General features: G+C 35.0%; 19 protein-coding genes. 3 read left to right on the top strand and 16 right to left on the bottom strand.

What is annotated here, in order from left to right:
- Nucleotides 1–55 precede the first annotated feature (55 nt).
- The 6 genes from IEV84_RS01810 to aspS form a co-directional block, all read right to left on the bottom strand.
- Nucleotides 56–1,294: an NADH-quinone oxidoreductase subunit D gene (locus tag IEV84_RS01810; protein ID WP_188491837.1), complete on the bottom strand. Its 1,239-nt coding sequence runs from the start codon at nucleotides 1,292–1,294 to the stop codon at nucleotides 56–58.
- A gap of 31 nt (nucleotides 1,295–1,325) precedes the next feature.
- Entirely contained in the window at nucleotides 1,326–1,847 is a 522-nt protein-coding gene (locus IEV84_RS01805; protein WP_188491835.1) for an NADH-quinone oxidoreductase subunit C, read from the bottom strand.
- A gap of 1 nt (nucleotide 1,848) precedes the next feature.
- Nucleotides 1,849–2,397, bottom strand: a complete 549-nt coding sequence (locus IEV84_RS01800) for an NADH-quinone oxidoreductase subunit B (RefSeq protein ID WP_188491833.1) — start codon at nucleotides 2,395–2,397, stop codon at nucleotides 1,849–1,851.
- Between the two features lie 143 nt (nucleotides 2,398–2,540).
- Nucleotides 2,541–2,906, bottom strand: a complete 366-nt coding sequence (locus IEV84_RS01795; protein WP_188491831.1) for an NADH-quinone oxidoreductase subunit A — start codon at nucleotides 2,904–2,906, stop codon at nucleotides 2,541–2,543.
- A gap of 234 nt (nucleotides 2,907–3,140) precedes the next feature.
- Entirely contained in the window at nucleotides 3,141–3,335 is a 195-nt protein-coding gene (locus tag IEV84_RS01790; protein WP_035634121.1) for a cold-shock protein, read from the bottom strand.
- Nucleotides 3,336–3,463: 128 nt separating this feature from the next.
- Nucleotides 3,464–5,212, bottom strand: a complete 1,749-nt coding sequence (gene aspS / locus IEV84_RS01785; RefSeq protein WP_188491829.1) for an aspartate--tRNA ligase — start codon at nucleotides 5,210–5,212, stop codon at nucleotides 3,464–3,466.
- 235 nt (nucleotides 5,213–5,447) lie between these two features.
- On the opposite strand from aspS, the gene IEV84_RS01780 reads away from it, so the two are divergent.
- Nucleotides 5,448–5,795, top strand: a complete 348-nt coding sequence (locus IEV84_RS01780) for a toxin-antitoxin system YwqK family antitoxin (RefSeq protein WP_188491827.1) — start codon at nucleotides 5,448–5,450, stop codon at nucleotides 5,793–5,795.
- Between the two features lie 86 nt (nucleotides 5,796–5,881).
- Here the strand turns inward: IEV84_RS01780 and IEV84_RS01775 are convergent, their stop codons facing one another.
- The 5 genes from IEV84_RS01775 to IEV84_RS01755 form a co-directional block, all read right to left on the bottom strand.
- Nucleotides 5,882–7,426 (bottom strand): PepSY-associated TM helix domain-containing protein, encoded by a 1,545-nt coding sequence (locus tag IEV84_RS01775; RefSeq protein ID WP_188491825.1) that lies wholly within the window; start codon nucleotides 7,424–7,426, stop codon nucleotides 5,882–5,884.
- Nucleotides 7,427–7,429: 3 nt separating this feature from the next.
- Nucleotides 7,430–7,732 (bottom strand): hypothetical protein, encoded by a 303-nt coding sequence (locus tag IEV84_RS01770; RefSeq protein WP_188491823.1) that lies wholly within the window; start codon nucleotides 7,730–7,732, stop codon nucleotides 7,430–7,432.
- A gap of 14 nt (nucleotides 7,733–7,746) precedes the next feature.
- On the bottom strand, nucleotides 7,747–8,076 hold the full coding sequence (locus tag IEV84_RS01765; RefSeq protein WP_188491821.1) for a hypothetical protein: 330 nt from the start codon (nucleotides 8,074–8,076) through the stop codon (nucleotides 7,747–7,749).
- Between the two features lie 61 nt (nucleotides 8,077–8,137).
- Nucleotides 8,138–10,624, bottom strand: a complete 2,487-nt coding sequence (locus IEV84_RS01760) for a TonB-dependent receptor (RefSeq protein WP_188491819.1) — start codon at nucleotides 10,622–10,624, stop codon at nucleotides 8,138–8,140.
- 92 nt (nucleotides 10,625–10,716) lie between these two features.
- Entirely contained in the window at nucleotides 10,717–11,847 is a 1,131-nt protein-coding gene (locus IEV84_RS01755) for an ATP-binding protein (RefSeq protein WP_188491817.1), read from the bottom strand.
- Nucleotides 11,848–12,199: 352 nt separating this feature from the next.
- Here IEV84_RS01755 and IEV84_RS01750 point away from each other — a divergent pair, with 352 nt between their 5' ends.
- Both IEV84_RS01750 and IEV84_RS01745 read left to right on the top strand, forming a co-directional pair.
- A complete protein-coding gene (locus IEV84_RS01750; RefSeq protein WP_188491815.1) occupies nucleotides 12,200–12,610 on the top strand; it encodes a carboxymuconolactone decarboxylase family protein in 411 nt (136 codons plus the stop codon).
- Complete coding sequence (locus IEV84_RS01745) at nucleotides 12,600–12,800, top strand: hypothetical protein (protein WP_188491813.1); 201 nt, start codon at nucleotides 12,600–12,602, stop codon at nucleotides 12,798–12,800. The genes IEV84_RS01750 and IEV84_RS01745 overlap by 11 nt, the downstream gene beginning before the upstream one ends.
- A gap of 133 nt (nucleotides 12,801–12,933) precedes the next feature.
- On the opposite strand, the gene IEV84_RS01740 is transcribed toward IEV84_RS01745, so the two are convergent.
- The 5 genes from IEV84_RS01740 to IEV84_RS01720 all read right to left on the bottom strand — a co-directional run bounded on the left by IEV84_RS01740 (nucleotide 12,934) and on the right by IEV84_RS01720 (nucleotide 19,794).
- Complete coding sequence (locus IEV84_RS01740; RefSeq protein WP_188491811.1) at nucleotides 12,934–16,110, bottom strand: efflux RND transporter permease subunit; 3,177 nt, start codon at nucleotides 16,108–16,110, stop codon at nucleotides 12,934–12,936.
- A 124-nt stretch (nucleotides 16,111–16,234) separates the two neighbouring features.
- Nucleotides 16,235–17,302 carry an efflux RND transporter periplasmic adaptor subunit gene (locus IEV84_RS01735; protein ID WP_188491809.1) on the bottom strand — a complete coding sequence of 356 codons (1,068 nt, stop codon included), beginning with the start codon at nucleotides 17,300–17,302 and terminating at the stop codon, nucleotides 16,235–16,237.
- Between the two features lies 1 nt (nucleotide 17,303).
- Nucleotides 17,304–18,644, bottom strand: coding sequence for a TolC family protein (locus IEV84_RS01730; RefSeq protein WP_188491807.1), 1,341 nt, complete (start codon nucleotides 18,642–18,644; stop codon nucleotides 17,304–17,306).
- Nucleotides 18,644–19,240, bottom strand: coding sequence for a TetR/AcrR family transcriptional regulator (locus IEV84_RS01725; RefSeq protein ID WP_188491806.1), 597 nt, complete (start codon nucleotides 19,238–19,240; stop codon nucleotides 18,644–18,646). Before IEV84_RS01725 ends, IEV84_RS01730 begins: the two co-directional genes overlap by 1 nt.
- Nucleotides 19,241–19,272: 32 nt before the next feature.
- Nucleotides 19,273–19,794 (bottom strand): YceI family protein, encoded by a 522-nt coding sequence (locus tag IEV84_RS01720; protein WP_188491804.1) that lies wholly within the window; start codon nucleotides 19,792–19,794, stop codon nucleotides 19,273–19,275.
- Nucleotides 19,795–19,881: the final 87 nt, after the last annotated feature.

Raw genomic sequence — 19,881 nt, 5'->3', positions numbered from 1 at the left:
CTTTAGATTTTAGATTTTACAATCTGAATTCTGCAATCTGTATTCTGCAATCTTTTTATGCGTCTAATTCTCCGGCAATAACATTTAAACTTGATAAAATAACAATGGCATCTGATAGCAATGCTCCTTTTATCATCTCCGGATAAGCCTGGTAATAGATAAAACAAGGTCTTCTAAAGTGAAGTCTGTATGGAGTACGGCTTCCGTCAGTTACTAAATAGAAACCTATTTCTCCATTTCCTCCTTCTACCGGATGGTAAATTTCGGCAACCGGAACAGGAACTTCTCCCATTACAATTTTGAAATGATAAATTAAAGATTCCATGTTGTGGTAAACATCTTCTTTAGGAGGCAAATAGTAATCAGGAACTTCAGCGTGATACTCATTTCCTGCCGGCATTTTTTCCAAAGCCTGACGAATAATACTTAAACTTTCCCAAACTTCAGCATTACGCACACAAAAACGATCGTAAGTGTCTCCTGATTTTCCTACCGGAATTTGGAAATCAAAATCCTCGTAAGAACTATAAGGCTGAGCTACACGTACATCATAATCTACACCGGCAGCACGTAAGTTTGGTCCTGTAAAACCGTAAGCCATTGCTTTTTCAGCTGAAATAGCACCTACATTAACTGTTCTGTCAATAAAAATTCTGTTTCTTTCGAATAGGTTTTCGAATTCTTTCCAGGCCGGAGGGAATTCTTCAAGAAAGGTGTTTAATAATTCGAAAGCTTTTGGTGACCAGTCTCTTTCGAAACCACCAATTCTTCCCATATTGGTTGTTAAACGAGCTCCACAAATTTCTTCGTAGATTTCATATACTTTTTCTCTAAATTGAAAAACATAAAGGAAACCGGTGTAAGCTCCGGTATCAACTCCTAAAATCGAATTACAAATCAGGTGATCGGTAATTCTTGCTAATTCCATTACAATAACTCTTAAATATTGCGCTCTTTTAGGAACTTCAATATTCAGTAATTTTTCTAAAGTCATCCACCATCCCATATTGTTGATAGGAGAGGAGCAATAGTTCATACGGTCAGTAAGTGGCGTAATTTGATAAAACGGACGATTTTCGGCAATTTTTTCAAAAGCACGGTGGATATAACCGATAGTAGGTTCAGCATCTATAATTCGTTCCCCATCCATCAATAGAATATTTTGGAAAATTCCGTGAGTAGCCGGGTGAGTAGGTCCTAAATTCAGGATGGAAAGCTCGTTTCCGTCTTCATTTAGATGCTCCTTTATTATTTTAGCATAGCGATGCTCTGGTGGTAATAATAGTTCTGACATTTATAGAATGTGAAAAATTATATATTGTTTTTTAGCAATTGTCTATTGTTCTACCGAAGAAACGATCGTCTTTATCGGTTCTTCCGCCATCTTCCATTGGGAATTCTTTACGCATTGGAAAAGAAATCATTTCATCCATATTCAAAATACGTTTTAATTGTGGATGTCCAATGAAATTGATTCCGAAGAAATCATAGGTTTCTCTTTCCATCCAGTTTGATGTGAGGAAGATATTAGTAACCGTTTTGATTTCAGGATTTTCTCCGTTAAGGTAAGCTTTTATTCGAATACGTTTGTTTTCGTACCAATTGTGCATGTGGTAAACAATTGCAAATTGTTTTTCGACCGGATTATCCGGGTAGTGAATACCACATAAGTCGGTTAAGAAATGAAAACGTAAGTCAGGATCGTTTTTTAAGAATAAAATGATTGCGGTATTATTATTAGCATTGATTTCAAAAGAAAAAATGTCTCTTTCCTGTTGGAAATTAAAAACATCTCCTGCAAAAGTTGCTGCTAATTTTTCTTGAATAGCGGTGTTTTCTAATGCCATTTTATTTGATATTATAAGAAGCTAATAATTCTTGATACTCCGGTGAACTTCTTCTTCTTACCGATTCTGATTTTACCAGTTCTTGTAATTTCATCACGCCATCTACAATTTGCTCCGGTCTTGGCGGGCAACCCGGTACATAAACGTCAACCGGAATTACTTTGTCAATCCCCTGAAGAACGGAGTAAGTATCGAAAATTCCGCCTGAACAGGCACAGGCACCAACAGAGATTACCCATCTTGGCTCCGACATTTGTTCGTAAACCTGACGTAAGATTGGAGCCATTTTTTTAGAAATAGTTCCCATAACCATCAACATATCGGCCTGACGAGGGGAGAAACTTACACGCTCTGAACCAAAACGTGCCAAGTCATAATGAGATGCCATTGTGGCCATAAATTCAATACCACAACAAGAAGTTGCAAAAGGCAATGGCCAAAGTGAATTGGCACGGGCCAAACCTACAACGTCATTTAGTTTTGTGGCAAAAAAACCTTCACCAACAACACCTTCCGGAGGGGCAACCATTTTTATTTTTGAATCGCTCATTTTTATTTTAGATTTCTGATTTTAGATTTTAGATTTTGAGAAATGCTAAAAAGTAAAATCAATTTTTTAAATCAGTATTTTATAGTTTGAAGAGTTTTTGATTTTAAATCTGAATTCTGAGATCTAAAATCTGAAATCTCTTTTTATTCCCACTGTAATGCTTTCTTTTTGATGATGTAGAAAAAACCAACTAAAAGTAAAGCCATAAACACAATCATTTTTATCATTCCTTCTATTCCCAACTCTTTGAAGTTGATTGCCCAAGGATAAAGGAAAATAACCTCGATATCAAACAATACAAACAATATAGCTACAAGGAAATATTTTACCGAGAAAGGAATACGTGCATTACCAACAGATTCAATTCCGCACTCAAAATTCTTGTCCTTGGCAGCTGATTTTCGTTTAGGTCCTAATTTTCCTGAAATAAAGATAGTAGTGACAACAAAACCAATTGCAAGTAGCGCTTGCATTAGTATTGGAAGATAATTGAATTGTTCTGTTTGCATAATAATATTTTTCGCTAAAATAAGTCACAAAGATATGCTTCAATGTTATAAAACACAAGTAGGCAATGAAAATTAGTGGTTGGTTTTAAGACGTTTTTTTCTAGTTTTTAATGATTATAAATAAGCTTTTTTCTGTTTTCTTAAAAAAAACTAAAAATTTAACTTTTCATTATAAAAAAAGCGTCCCGATAATTATCGGGACGCTTAACATTCGGTAACAAAAAAATATTTTGTTTAGATAACTGCAACTTTAGCAGCAACTTTTCCTTTTCTTCCTTCTTCTTCTTCGTAGCTAACTCTGTCACCTTCGCGTAATTCTTCCGCGCTGATTCCTGAAGCATGAACAAAAATGTCTTTTCCTGTTTCTTCGTCTGTAATGAATCCGTAACCTTTTGATTCATTGAAAAATTTAACTGTACCTGTACGCATTGTAATAGTAATAATAATTTATAATAAGACAAATGTAATGTTTAATATCATACGAAAATGATTAATATCAAATTTTTTAATAAAATAATTGATATTCAGTGTATTCAAGGGTTTTCGAAAGATATTTATTATAAATCCAATTGAATGTGTAATTCGTTTAATTGTGCGCTGTCAATAGCCGAAGGTGCATCAATCATCACGTCTCTTCCCGAGTTGTTTTTAGGGAAAGCGATGAAATCTCGGATAGTTTCCTGACCTCCAAGAATGGCTACTAATCGATCTAATCCAAAAGCCAATCCTCCGTGTGGTGGTGCTCCAAATTGGAAAGCATCCATCAGGAATCCAAATTGTGCTTTTGCTTCTTCATCGGAGAATCCTAAATATTTAAACATCAATTGTTGCGTAGCTTTGTCGTGAATACGAATTGAACCACCGCCAATTTCATTTCCGTTCAAAACCATGTCGTAAGCATTGGCACGAACCTGACCCGGATTAGTTTCCAGTAGGGCAATATCTTCTGGTTTTGGAGAAGTAAATGGATGGTGCATCGCATGGTAACGACCGCTTTCTTCGTCAAATTCCAATAAAGGGAAATCAACAACCCAAAGTGGAGCAAATACTTCCGGATTACGCAAGCCTAAGCGAGTGGCTAATTCCATACGTAAAGCACTTAATTGTGCTCTGGTTTTGTTAGCAGGTCCAGAAAGTACAAAAATCATATCTCCGGCTTTAGCTCCGGTTGTTTTAGCCCAATTTGCTAAATCCTCCTGATCGTAGAATTTATCTACTGATGATTTGTAAGTTCCGTCTTCATTGCATTTTACATAAACCATTCCGCTGGCGCCTACTTGTGGACGTTTTACCCAGTCAATCAATGCATCGATTTCTTTACGGGTATAATTTCCGGCTCCGGGAACAGCAATTCCTACTACTAATTCGGCTGCATTGAAAACAGGGAATTCTTTATGTTGAGCAAATTGATTTAATTCTCCAAATTCCATTCCGAAACGGATATCCGGTTTGTCATTTCCATACGTTTTCATCGCGTGCTCATACGTCATGCGAGGGAATTTGTCTACATCAATACCTTTTAATTCTTTTAATAAATGACGAGTCAAACCTTCGAAAATATTTAAAATGTCTTCCTGTTCTACAAATGCCATTTCACAGTCAATCTGAGTAAACTCCGGTTGACGGTCGGCACGCAAATCCTCATCACGGAAACATTTCACAATTTGGAAATACTTATCCATTCCGCCTACCATTAATAATTGCTTGAAAGTTTGTGGTGATTGTGGCAAGGCATAAAATTGTCCTTCGTTCATTCGGGAAGGAACAACAAAATCTCTGGCACCTTCCGGAGTCGATTTAATTAAATACGGAGTTTCCACTTCACAAAAATCCAAATCAGATAAATATTTACGAACTTCCATCGCTACTTTGTGACGGAATAGCAAGCTGTTTTTTACAGGATTTCTTCTAATGTCAAGGTAACGGTATTTCATTCGGATGTCTTCTCCACCATCCGTTTCATCTTCAATAGTGAATGGAGGCGTCAAAGCAGCATTTAATATGTTTAGTTCTGAAACTAAAATTTCGATTTCACCCGTTGGGATATTTTTGTTTTTAGCCTCTCTTTCGATAACGGTTCCTTTAACTTGAATTACAAATTCGCGTCCAAGTGTTTTTGCTAATTCGAATACGGTTTTTTCAGTACGACTTTCGTCAAAAATTAATTGTGTTATTCCATAACGGTCTCTTAAATCGACCCAATTCATGAATCCTTTATCACGTGATTTTTGAACCCAACCTGCAAGTGTTACTTCGGTGTTGGTATGTGAGGCGTTTAACTCGCCACAGTTATGACTTCTGTACATTATCGAAAATTTTAATTATTTGGTTTATAAGTCAGAAAAAAAGACCCGGCTGCAAATTTAGAACTAATTATGTACATTGAATTGAGAAAATTGATTTTTTAACGCCTGCTGTGATTTCTGTTTTTATTTCCAATGTTAAGTTTTTGTTCTATGTTATTAAATTGTTACCAAATTGTTTTTTAAATGTAAATTAATATCTAAATTTGATAAAAGAAATCACTTAAAATTTTAGATTATGAAAAAATATATAGTTATCGGAGCCGTTTTGATTTCAGGAATGATTTTTGCGCAAACCCCAAAACCACAATTAGAAGCCGTAGGAAATAAAGTAAAAGCGACTTATTTTTATGAAAATGGAAAGGTTCAGCAAGTAGGTTTCTTTAAAAACGGAAAATTAGAAGGAAAATGGACTTCTTATGATCAGGATGGAAATAAATTAGCTATTGCCGAATATAATAATGGAGAAAAAGTTGGGAAATGGTTTTTCTGGAATGAATCTACTTTGAGTGAAGTGGATTATTCAAATAACCAAATTGCTTCTGTAAAAAATTGGAAAAAGGAAGCAATAGTTAATATGGATTAAATTTTACACTAGTTAATTATTAATTACGAAAAAGGCTTTTCAGGAAATTCCCGGAAAAGCCTTTTTTTATGAGATTGATTTCTGAATTATTTTGCAGTAGTTCTTAATTTATAAGCTGTATATAATGTCACACCTGAGAGTATAACCCAAAATACATCTACAAAGAACAATTGAAATTGATGATTTGTAAATGACATCCAAAACCAGTTTCCGGTTTTTATTCCGTTGGAAATTGGAATTATAAAACCAAGAATACTTCCTGAAAACAGACAAAATCGATTAGTGAAGTTGTTGTTTTTCTTTAGGATAAAAAAGATGCTCAATAGCAGCCAACTGATAAAATACACGTTATATAGATTATTTTGTCCCAAAGGATAAAAAACTTTGGCGGCTATAAAACTCATTGCTGTTACCGGAAACATACTCAAACAAATGGCTAAGTAAATCCGAACTACTCCTTCGTTAAAGCGTCTTTTTTTCTCTGGCACATTTTTCTTGTCACGGGCAACAAGCCAAATCATAACTCCCGAAATGATGACAAAACAAGTCAGAATTCCCAATACAAAGCTGATAATTTTTAAGGCATAACCACCATAATCCCCAAAATGGATCCGATACAGCACATTTTTCACTATGTCTAAATAGCTGCTGGACGTATAAGGATCTTTCTTAACAACAATTTCTCCGTTTGCTACTTTGTAAACTATTTTGCCAATTGCAGTAAATTTTTTATCGTAGGTTACTTCCCCTTCTACAAGCAGGTGCATATTAGTATCGCCGTAGTTTTGAATTTCTACACGGGTAATGTCAAAATCAGTCCAGTTTTTCTTAGTTGCAGCAACAATTTCGTTAATACTGAAAGATTTGGTTAGTGGTTGGTTTGCAAAATCATAATTGTTTCCGGTGTATTCCAGTTCTTTGTATAATTGATCCTGATCACCCTGATACAAAAACTGAACTGCGGGTGCAACAATTAGCAATTTAATCATAAAAAAGGCTCCGGTTACCGCATATACAAATTGGAAAGGAAGTCCCAAAATACCTAAAGAAGTATGCGCATCTGTCCACCAGGTTTTTAATTTTTCTTTTGGTCTGAAAACATAAAAATTAGATATAATTTTTTTCCAATGCAACAAAACTCCGGTTACAATGGCAAAAAGAAAAAATAAGGCGATAAATCCCGATAAATAATAACCAACAGGGTAGGGAATTTGAGCTAAAAAGTGCAAACGATAGATAAATTCCCCCAGATTATAGGATTCAACATAGGTAGAAGTCTTGTATGTTGCATTGTTCAGGTAAAGAAATTGTCCTTCCCGGGCTTTTTTTGTGGCTAAGCTGTCTTTTGTAGCTTCAAGGGAAACGGCAATGTTTTTTTCGTTGTGGGATTGAGAAATTGTAATTTTTCTGCCTTGTAAATCGTAAGCGGTGTCTAATACTTTTAAAGCTTGATCGTAATTTAATTGGATTTCGTTAGAAATCACTGCCGATTCTCCGCGTTCCCAATTGACAATATCATCTCTGAAAAATGAAAAAGAACCTGCAAAAAATATCACATACAAAACCACGCTGATAACAATGCCACTAATGGTGTGGGTATGAAAAAAGATGTTGTAATTTCTATTATTCATCGTTTATTTTGTTATCGGATTATAGGTTTGACCTAAATACATTAGTCCGGTAAAAAGGAGACTTAAGCCTAAATAGACTAGCCAGATTTTCCAGCCATTTTTAGCTAAAAAAGCCACAATCATTAAGGCTACCCAAAGTATAAAACCGCTAAAAGCCATTGTGATGATAATATTGGCTTTATTGAACCAACTGGCCAGTGCCAGGTGAAAACTAATGGAAACCAAATAACCGCCTAAAATTGCTGCGGTTATCTTGGCAAAACGTTGCCATTTGGATTGGGTTAAATATTTTGGATTTGCCGGCATTTTTTAAAAGTGTGTTAAGAATAAATTTCGAAAAAAACAGCAAGGAAAAGTATCCCTAGTATAAATCGATGATTAATGATTTTTAATGGAGCAAGGATTACAACCAGACTTCCGATAGTCATAATTTGGATTAAAAAAATAAGCGTTGAGGCTCCTGCTGCTTTCCATGAAATCAATATGCTGTAAGCAATTACTAAAAAACCTAATCCAATACAACGCGAAGGTTTCGTGTTTTGCTGAATCCATCTTTCAAGAGGGAAGTTAGTTGATAAAGTTGCTTTTTTAGAGGTATTATACAAAACATAAAAAGCAAAAAATACAGTCAGGCTAACTAATGAAATCATGATTATTTATTTAAGAAACAGCTTTCTTTATGTGAATAAGAAAGCTGTTTTTGTTTGTTTTTTAAAATTTATAAGAGAAACTGGCAGATGCACTTCTCATATTTCGGGGATGAATTGTTGACCATCCATCATAAGTATCCACATTGGCAATATTGTCGATTTTTAAAGTTAAAGTGAATTTTTCATTTCCATAGAAAATAGAAGAATTCAGTACGGTGTATTCTGGAATTGTAAAAGTCCCTGTTACTAAACCATTAGTAATTTTATTTTCTCCGGAATAATTACCTCCAAATCCTAAACCGAAACCTTTTAAAGCATTTTCCTGAAAACGGTAGCTAGCCCATAAATTTGCGGTATTGTATGCTCCGGCACTGGTAGGTCTGTAACCAATGGTGTTAATATCTCCTTTAGTAACATTGGCATCTACATAACTATATCCGGCTACAATATTGAATCCCGGGATTGGATTTGCTATAATTTCCGCTTCAAAACCTTCGTTTTTCTGTGCGCCATTTTGATAGTAAGTAATATCAGTAGCTGAATTTCGGATGTTATAAACGCGATCAGTTACTTTAATTTTGTAATAATTAAAAGTAGCGTATAATTTGTCTTCAAATAAGTTCAATTTTGTTCCAAATTCTAATTGATCAGCATGTTCCGGATTAAAAACACGTGGCGTTCTTGTTGTTCCATTAATATCTTCGGCAGGAGCAACATTTGTAAATCCATTCATGTAGTTAGCAAAAAGCGATACTTTGTCTAAAATAGGTTGGAAAACCACACCAAATTTTGGAGAAAGTGCTGTTTGATTGTAAGTCCCGTTTTGTGCATTCATAAAGCGATCTACACGTAAACTTGCCATAGCAGATAAACTTGGTAAAAAGTTGATTACGTTGGAAACATAAGCGCTGTAAGCTTCCTGTTTTGTTTTACTATTATTTACAGTTGCTCCGGCTAATAAAGCATCGGTTGCATTTTTACTCAATTTACCATTATCACCTGTCCTGATATATTGAGCCGGATTAGTGATTTTGAATATTACTTCATTAACAGTTTGTAAATTATCTTCTCCGATATATACTGCTCCGTTTTGTATATAACCTGTACCATTGTCTATTATTTGACGGTTGAAATAATCCAGTCCGGCAACAAGGCGGTTTCTCATGTTTCCAATTTTGAAATCTCCAATAAAGTTTTGTTGGATATCAGTAGCTAATGTGGTTGAATTTTGATAGTTTATAAACCTTTCAAATACAAGACCGTTGTCAATACCCTCATATTTTCGTACTGTAGAATTGGCTAATCGTAGGTCGGTATTGTCAAACAAATAACTGTAATATCCTTCTGATTTGGCTGAAGTTTTGGAAATAGCGGTTTGTGAAGTCCAAGAATCATTGATTTTATAAAACATTTGTCCTTGTAAGTTGTACGAAGGTGTTTTAATAGATAATTGATTACTGGTGTACGAACGTTTATTGTTGTATCCTAATTCGTCCATATTGTGTACGCGCAATGGAAAAGAACGAGTTAAAAACAACATAGTTGTATTAGTAGCTTCGTTACTTAAGAATTCGGTATTAAATAAAAACGAAAGTTTTTCTGAAGCTTTGTATGACAATGATGGAGCGACAAATATGGCCTTTCTGAATCCGGCATCCTGAAAGCTGTTTTCGTTGTGGTAAGCTGTATTAATTCTGAAATTAACCGTTTTGTCTTCGTTTAATGGTGTGTTGACATCTGTCGTTACCCGGTTTAGACCGTATGAACCTGTGGTGTAGTTGATTTCTCCTCCAAAATGATCATAAGGTGTTTTAGTTGTAATATTAATTAAACCACCGTAAGAGGTTATCGTATTTCCGAATAAAGTTCCCGAAGGACCTTTAATTACTTCTATTTTTTCGATGTTGGCCGGGTCTAAGCTACCGTTTGAGATACCCGGTAATCCATTAAGTGCTCTGGGTTGAACGGAGAATCCTCTTAATGCAAAATATCCTGCACCATCACTTCCACGACCTGTTGAAGTCCAAAGCGGTTGTATTCCCGGCGCATTTTTAAGCGCATCGTCAATATTAGTAACCACCTGCTCTTTTAATAATTCTGAGGAGATTGTTGTATAAACCTGTGGGTTTTCCAGATTTTTCAGAGGTAGTCTTGAAACCTGGACATTTTCTTTTTTAGCAAAATGATTTTTTCTGCCACCGTTAATCAGTACTTCGCTGAGTTCTTCTGAATTTACATTTATAGTTGCATCTTGTGTAAGTTCCTGACCAATGCCTAAACTTATCTTAAGTTCTTTCGTAATATATCCTATTGCTGAAATTTTTAAGGTATAATTTCCAGCTTTGATATTTTTTAGTCTGTAATTTCCTTTGGAATCGGTTATGGTACCTAAACCGGTTCCTTTTAGAATTACAGAAATGTTTTCTGGTGATTGTTTATCGTTTAAAGTGATTTGTCCTTTGATTGTTCCTTTTTCCTGTGCCCAGGTTGTATTGGTTAACAGAACAAAAAATAAGCATAAAACAGCTAGGGTAGATTTTATTTTCATCTTATTTAGAATTGTTATTGATAGCACAAAAGTAAAGCGCAAAATGTTACAAAGCAAATAATTTTAATTTATTCTAAATAATAATAATTTCACTATTGTTTTAATAAGAACTCCTCATAATTTTCAGGCGTAACTATTTTGGAGCTTACATTGTTATAATTGGTCGAAAAAGTCACTGGAATTTTATACTTGGCTTTGGCGTTCCATTTGATTTCACAAGCTAAAATCTGATCTTCGTTTTTTTCAATATAATCGATTTCTTGTTGCTGTGTGGTTCTCCAAAAATACGGACTGGCTTCGCTTTGTTGAATGTTCAAATATTTGATGCGCTCGCTAATAATATAGTTTTCCCATAAACTACCAATGTCAGTTCTTTGTGATAAAGGATTGAAATTCCCTGTAACGGCATTGATAATTCCATTGTCATAAAAATAGATTTTCTTGCCTTTTTTTATTTCGTTTCGAACATTATTGGACAACGCAGGAAGCTTAAAAATCACGAATGCTTTTTCGAGTAAATCGATATATTTTTCCACCGTTTTGTTGTCTATTTGAATCAGTTTACTCAATTCGTTATAATTGACTTCGCTACCTACTTGCAATGCCAATGCCTTTACAATTTTTTGTAGTAAAACCGGTTTCGAAATTTGTTCTAACAAAAACAAATCCTTGTACAAATAACTGTTGGCAATCAATTTGATGTGTTCTTTGGCGTCTATCGGATTGGTTATTATTTCAGGATAATTGCCGTAAATCAAGCGTTGTTCCAAAGCTCTTTTTTCTTCTAATAATCCATTGTGATTGACCATTTCTGAAAAGGCAATTGGATATAAAAACATTTCGTATTTCCTTCCTGTCAAAGGTTCGTTAAGTTGGTTTGCTAATTCAAAACTTGACGAACCCGTAGCAATGACCTGCACTGATTTAATTTGATCCACAATAATTTTGAGTACAATGCCAATATTGGTAATGCGCTGGGCTTCATCAATAACCAGAATTTCGTTATCGCCAATAATGTTTTTTAGTTTCGTTACGTTTGGACTTTCGAATAAAACCAGCACATCCGACTCGTCTCCGTTTAGAAAAAGTGTTTTTTTATTTAAGTTGGTAATTAGGTTTTGGACAAAAGTAGTTTTGCCCACTTGTCTTGGACCAAAAACCAAAAGTGCTTTCCCTTTGAATAATCGTGCTTTGGCGTAGTTGCTTTGTTCTCTTCTTACCATAATGAATTGATTTTGAAGAAACAAAAATAATTAAATTGGGTATTATTCCAAAATTATTATGTTTTTATTGGAATCAATTCCAAAATTATTATGTTTTTTTAGGAATTAATTCCAAAATTATCATGTTATTGCAGAAAGCAGTTTAGTAAACCAATCGATTCCAGATATTGCTAAGAAAAGGGAACAACATTTATTGTTATCAATATTTTCTTTTTTGAAATTTTTAATATTGTTTTACTTTATTGTAAATCAGTTGTTTGATTGGTTTTGTTGGCTTTTTTTTGTAAATTTATAGGTCAAATTTTTATGAAATCCAGATTGGAAATTATTGTATTAAAAATTAGCAAAAAAGATGGCAACAGCTAGAAATCGTTCAGAAGTAGAAGCCGAAATCAGAGAGCATTTAGGCATTGTTCCGGGATTTATGAAAGATATTCCCGAGGCGTATTTAGATTTTGAATGGGAATTATTCAAAAGCCTTCAATTGGGGGAAACACTAATTCCGAATAAATACAAAGAATTAATGGGTGTAGCATTACATTCAGAAACTAAATGCAGATATTGTACCTTGTTTCATGCAGAGACCGCAAAACTCTTTGGTGCAACAGATGAAGAAATACAGGAAGCGGTTCATTATGCAAAAATGTCGCTTGGCTGGAGTGCCTACCTCAATGGCATGCAAACGGATTATGACGAGTTTGCCGGTGAATTGAAACAGATAGGTAATTATGTGAAAGAAAATATGGCACAACATGCACATTGAAAAGAAAAATAATCTGGTTTTTCATATTACACTCAGCGGTTACGAACTAGCTACTTTAATTTCATCGGCACGCTGGGTGGCTGAAGGCGCCAAAGGCGAACTTACAGCTGAAGCTATTCAACAGTTGAAACAGGTAGTTTCCAACTATGATAAAGCAGCTGATAAGCTTACAGAACGGGAAGCAAAATAAAGAGTTTTTATTATGATTCTCGTTTTTTTTTGAGAGTTGTAAACAGTATAGCAAAAGAATCCATTCCTACAAAAACAAAAAACCACCTAAAAATTAAATTTCAGGTGGTTTCTTTTATTATAACGTGAAGATTTTACATCGTGTGTTTTGGGTTAAAACCGTCTTCACTTAGTTCTTTGTGGTCGTAATCGGCAACCATTTCGGCTTCGTAATCGATTTTTTCTCCTTTAGAGAATTTGGCAATGATTTTTTCCATGATTTCATAAATCACCGGAACGATAATCAAAGTAAGGAATAAAGATGAAATCAAACCTCCGATAATTACCCAGGCCAAACCGTTTTTCCACTCAGCTCCGGCTCCTGATGCCAATGCAATTGGAAACATACCAAATACCATCGCAATGGTAGTCATCAAAATAGGACGCAAACGGGCATGATTCGCCTGAATCAATGCTGTTCTGATGGATTCTCCGGCTGCTCTTCGCTGATTGGTATAATCCACAAGCATAATCGCATTTTTACATACTAATCCAATCAACATGATGATACCTAAAATGGTGAAGATGTTTAATGAATTGTTAGTTAATGCTAAGGCCAGCATCGCTCCAATGAACGAAAGCGGGATAGCAAATAATACCACAAACGGGTGAACAAAACTGTCATACAATCCAACCATTACTAAGTAAACTAAGATAATCGCAGCTAATAATGCAATCCCAAGTGTACCAAAACCTTCCGATTGGTTTTCCTGATCACCACCCCAAATGTAACTTACACCGGTAGGTTTTTCTAATTTGTCGAGTTTCTCCTGCCATTGAGCAACAATGGTTCCGGCCGGAACTCCAATGTTTTGACCTTGTACTGTAACCGAAGCCGCTTTGTCTCTTCGTTCCAGTTTACTAGGTCCGGAACCTTCGGTAATAGTGGCGAATTGAGATAATTTAATTTGTTGTCCTAAGTCATTAATGAAAATTAAATTACTTACATCAGTAATATTCTTTCTGTCAAAAGCATTGTATTTGATGTTGATGTCGTACTCATATTCTCCTGCTCTGAATTTGCCGTCTGTATTTCCGCTGTAAGCCGTTTGCATGGTCATACCTACAGTTTGTAACGATAATCCAAGTGCGGCCATTTTATCACGATCCACCTGAACGTTAATCTCTGGATTTCCGTCTTCAACGGTTAATTTAATCTCTGTTGTTCCGGGAATAGTTCTTAATTCAGCTTCCGCTAATTTGGCAAATTTCATTGCACTTTCTACATTAGGACCGGTTACAATCAATCCAAGAGTAGCATCTTCAGCAGTTCCCATAATACCTACAGGAACGGTTTTTACTTTGGCACCCACCAGAACTTTTTCTAATTGGCGTTTCATTTTAGCAGCATAAACAGATGCTTCGTCAGTTCGGTCTTTTTGGTCAATCATTTTAACATCAATCTCCGCTTTATAAGTAGTAGCCTGAGAAGCACCCATTCCTTCTGAAGTTTGACCTACAGTTGTAATTTGGCTATGCACATATTTTTGTTGTTTCAAATAGGCTTCAGCTTTTTGAGTCATAAAGTTGGTTTGTTCCAATGAAGCGTCTTTTGGCATTTCAATTTGAACTAAAAACTCTCCACTATCAGAAGCAGCAAAGAATTCTCCACCGATAAATCCACCGCCCATTAATCCAATAGTCGATGTAAAGAACAATACCACTACAATAACAATAGTTTTGATATAATGGTCTAAACTCCATTTTAAAATTTCGGTAACCCAGTTAGTAAAACGGCTTAACATACTTTCGAAACCAAGAATAATTCTTCCAAAAAGATTTTTGCCTTCAATATGTTCCAGTTTTCCAAAACGGGAAGACAACCATGGAATAATAGTAAAAGAGGCTAAAAGAGATAATAAAGTAGAAATTACTACAGTCATACAAAACTGTGTAATAATATTTGATACTAATCCTGTACTCATGGAAATAGGTAAAAATACTACCACAATTACTAAGGTAATCGAAGTTACTGTTCCTCCAATTTCGGCTGTTCCGTCAAAAGAGGCACGAATACGGCTTTTACCCATTTCCATGTGCCTGTAAATGTTTTCCAATACTACAATGGCGTCATCCACCAGAATACCCACAACCAGAGATAATCCTAATAAACTCATTAAGTTTAAGGTATATCCTAAAAGATAAATACCAATAAAAGTAGCAATCAAAGAGGCAGGAATAGAAATCATTACAATTAATGAGTTTCTGATACTGTGCAGGAAGAACAACATTACTAATGCTACCAGAATTACAGCAATTAATAAATCGTGTAGTACAGAGTCGGCAGCTTCCAGAGTGAAAATGGTACTGTCTTTGGCAGTCTCTAATTTTAAATCATTGACTTTGTAATCACTTTCTAATTTTGCAACGGTTTTAGCAACCAGCTCACTTACCGCAACGGCATTAGCATCTGATTGTTTTACAATTTGCAATACGATAGCACTTTTTTGATCGACGCGGGCAATCTTTTCGGCTATTTTTTGAGTGTCCTGAACATCGGCAATGTCTTGTAAACGAACCTGAATTCCGTTTTTAGAAGAAACCACTAAGTTTCTTAATTCGTTCACATTTTTATATTTACCCGCTAAACGAATTAATATTTTTTGTTCACGGGTTTGAATGTTTCCGGTAGGGAAATCTAAGTTTGATGACAAGATAGTTTGTTGTACCTGTGGAATTGACAAACCGTATCCCTGCATTTTTGTAGCATCAAGGTTTACCTGAATTTCACGTTCCTGACCACCAATGATGTTTACCTGAGCTACACCCTGTACACGGGATAAAACGGGAGCAATTTTTTTATCAATCAAATCATAGAATGCAGCTTCGTCCATTTTTCCGTTGGCACCAATGGTAATAATTGGCATATCGCTCAGCGAGAATTTATTTAGCGAAGGCGTTTTGGCATCCTCGGGCAAATCACTTAAAATGGCATTGATCTTTCGCTGGGCATCATTCATCGAAACATCAACATTGGCATTAGAAGTCAGGGTGATGGAAACCACCGAAAGACTTTCGTAAGACTTAGAATCAATTTTCTTGATGTTTTCCAAGGAGGCTATGGCGTCCTCCATTTTCTTGGTAACCGTGTTTTCAACCTCACTCGGAGAAGCTCCGGGATACACTGTTGAAACCGTAATTACATTCATTTCAAATTTAGGAATCAATTCATAGCCCAGCTGGCTGTAACTGAATATTCCCCCAAGGATTAGTATCGTAAAGAGAACGATAACTAACGAAGGACGTTTTATGGATATTTCTGCTAATTTCATATATTTCTTCTTTTAAGAAGGTTGTTATTTGTTATGCGTTAAAAGCTATTCGTTATGCGATATAGGTTAGCTATTTTAAAACCAGTAAGTCTTAACTTCTAACATATAACTCCTAACATATAACTTATTTAATGATTTCTACTTTACTTCCTTCCTGTAAGTTGATTTGTCCTGTTGTGATAACCGTTTCTCCGTCTGATAAACCGTTTAAGATTTCCACTTTATCACCCAGAATTCTTCCGGCGGTAACTGTTTTTAACTTTGCAACTCCGTTTTCGACAACAAAAACCTGATTACTGCTCACACTACCTACAAAAGCGGTTCTTGGTATTACAGTCATTGTTTGTTTTTGTTGTGCCGATTTGAATACTGCAGTCCCATACATACCTGCTTTAAGGTCGTTGTTACTATTATTTGTAATTTCAATTTCAACCGGGAAATTCAAACTGCTGTCAGCTTTAGCAGCGATAAAAGTAATTTTTCCTGAGAATTCTTTGTCAGGATAAACACTGCTGGTTACAGTAATATTGTTGCCTGTTTTTAAGTTTGCTACCTGAGATTCGTTTACTGTTACTTTTAATTTTAAAGTGTTTACATTTACAATATCGAACATTTTAGTAGGAGGCATAGCAGAAAGCATAGAACCTGGCTCGATCATTTTAGCATTAATAATTCCGTTTATTGGAGCTTTAATTCTAGTGTCACCTACATTAATTTTTGCTTGTTTGTAGTTGGCTTCAGCATTTGTCAAAGCTACTTTTGCCTGATCCAGTTGTTGCTTAGTAACACCACCGGTTTTATAAGCATTTTCAAAACGATTGTAATCTGATTTTGCGTTTTGGTAAGCAGCTTCTGCAGCTTGTGCATTAACATTAATCGCATCACCTCGCATAATAGCCAGAGTTTGCCCTACAGTTACACGATCTCCTTCTTTAGCCAAAACTTTAATTACTTTTCCTGATTTTTCAGCTTCTAAGCTTAGTTCCTGTTTTGGTTCAAAGTTTCCATTAGCGACAAAATCCATTGAAACTTCTTCTGTTTTTACAGCAGCCACTTTTACAGATACGCTGGCATTTTTTTCGGCAACGACAGCAATTTTTGCTTCGTTCTCGGCTTTATTCTTCGTTAAAATAAATCCTATTAAAGCTAGTGAAGCTATAATGACAATTCCGGTAGTTATGTATTTTTTCATGTTATTTATTGATAAGAGTTTTTAGTTCGCCTTTTGATTTGATAAGTTTGATTTCTGCCAGTTTGTAATCTAAAATTGCCGCAGTATAATTGTTCTGAGCTTCGATAGAAGCATTTTCGGCATCCAGTAAATCAGTTAATGATGCCAAACCTTGTAAATAATTGTTGTTGATGTTTTTGAGGATTTCATCAGCCAGTCTCATGTTTTCTTTTTGGTTTTGAAGCGTGATGATGCTGTTTTCAATTTGAGTTTTAGCATTTTTATAATCTAAATCCAATGCTAACTGAGTGTCTTTAATATCTTCCTGAATGGTTCTTAGTTCCACATCAGCCTGTCTTACTTTGGCTCTGGTTCCAAAACCTGAAAAAATAGGTACTCTCAGATTCAATCCTATGGAAGAGAAATCAGACCAGTAAACACCATTAGAAGGTTTTGCAAATAAAGGCATTTCAGGTCCCTGACCAATGTAGTTGTAGTTTGCAGAAAGAGAAAGAGTAGGATAATAACCCGCGATCACTGATTTTTTTTGTAGTTCTAGTAATTCTTCTTGTTTTTTTAATATTAAAAATTCGCTTCTGTTAGCCACATTCGGAGCTTCTGAAAAGGCAGCCGGAGTTACTTCAAATTCTGATTGCGGGATGTCTATTTGAGCATCAATAGGCATTCCGATATAGAATTTCAGTGCGTTTTCCTGTAACTGAACTGAATTGATGATTTGTTGTTTTTGGGTGTTGATATTGGACAGGTTCACCGTCATTCGGTCTAAATCGATTTTTTTAGCTAAACCGTTATCATATTGTCCTTTTACAATGTCACGAACTTTAGTCGTTGTTTTTAAATTGGTTTCCACCAAGGCTAATTTTTGGCGTAACACATACACCTGATAGTAATTGTTAGCTACTCTTTCAATTACTTCTTCTTCGGTGAGTTGATTGTTTATTTGATAAAACTCACGAGTAGTTCTGGCTGCTTTTAAACCTGTAAATACCGATTGGTCAAACAATGCCTGTGTTAAAGAAATGCCTGCTGTAGAAGTCCATTTTTGTCCTAAGGGTGCTAAAAGTGTAGTTCCGGGAGCACCAAAAAAATCTCCCGGTAAAGCATTTAATTGCAAAATAGGATTGTAAGTCATATTTCCGTTAGCCGAAATTTGTGGCAAAGCTCTGGAACGTACTTCCTGAATTTGGTATTCGCTGTTTTCAATTTTTAATTTTGCTTTTTTAGCATCTGCCTTGTTTTCAAGGGCGTATTTAATCGCCTCTTTGAGTGTTAGCGATGTTTTTTCCTGTGCATTTACAATACTTGCAAATGTTAGAATGGTTATTATTAGTAATTGCTTCATTATTTAGTTATATTAAGTAAATTTTTTTCGAGTTCGATAATTCCTTTTTCGGTTGCAATTGCTCTTGTATGATATTCCAATGCTTTTCCTTCCAGTTCGTAAGCGTCTCTTTCTAAAACAGTATTTTCATTTATTGAAAAGACTAATGTGTAATAAAATTGTGTCGCGGATACTATATCAACATTCGGTCTGTAAAGTCCTTGTTCAATTCCTTTGACAATATTTTGAGAGAACATTTGTCGGCAATCTTCCATTTCATTAGTCATCATTTTTTCATAAATATCAGGATAATGTTTTTTTAACTGATAGGCAGGGGAATGATCAAAGGATTGAAACATTTCTTTAAACATTTTACGCATTTCAAAATTTTCTTCGATAGCGTTGTAGTTCTTAGAAATAACTTCATCCATCAGTTTGTGTATGTTTTGATGAATTACCTCGGTTCCTTCTTCAATGAGTTTTTCTTTGTTGCAAAAATATTTGTAAATCGTTTTTTTTGAAATACACATTTCTCCGGCAATATCATCCATAGTTACGCTTTTGAAACCCAGTTTCAAGAACATGTCTGTTGCTTTTGATACAATTTTCTCTTTCATTTTCTCTTAATCAATAATTATATTTTGTGTTGTTAAATGCCAAATTCAACATTAGCTACCAGTTTAATATCTTGTCCTATTGCCAATCCGTTGTTGGAGTGAAATGAATTCGATGCCAATCCGAAATCTTTTCTGTTAATATCGGCGGTAAGTTCAAATGCCAGCTTTTTATTTCCGTCTAAAGAATCTGTTTCTATCAGTTCCACATCGAGTTCGACGGTTTTGGTGATGTCTTTAATTGTTAAATCGCCTTTTAAGAAATTGATGTTTTTGTTTATCTTTTGAAATGATGTCGATTTAAAACTGATGGTTGGGTATTTATTTACATCAAAAAAATCGTTTAGTTTTAAATAGTTGCTAAACTGCTCCAGTTTGGACTCTCTGTTTTTCACATCTAATGAAAAGGCTATTTCGGCATCTTCAATTTCATTGTTGTTAAAATTGGCATGACCCTCAAAATTATTCACAGTTCCTCCGAGATAGGCAATTATTGAATGTTTCATTCGAATTAAAACATCGGATTGGTTTGAATTGACTTTCCACTTTGTTTTCATGCTTCTTAATTTATTTGTCGTATTCAAGGATTTATTAGCTAACGAATTTGATTGTTAAATTCTGTGCAAATATAGAACGGAAACTTT

It is taken from the genome of Flavobacterium palustre (assembly GCF_014639535.1).
GTDB classification, from domain to species: Bacteria; Bacteroidota; Bacteroidia; order Flavobacteriales; family Flavobacteriaceae; genus Flavobacterium; species Flavobacterium palustre.
The sequence above is the reverse complement of the archived record's forward strand: the minus strand, read 5'-3'. Positions and strand labels throughout refer to the sequence as shown.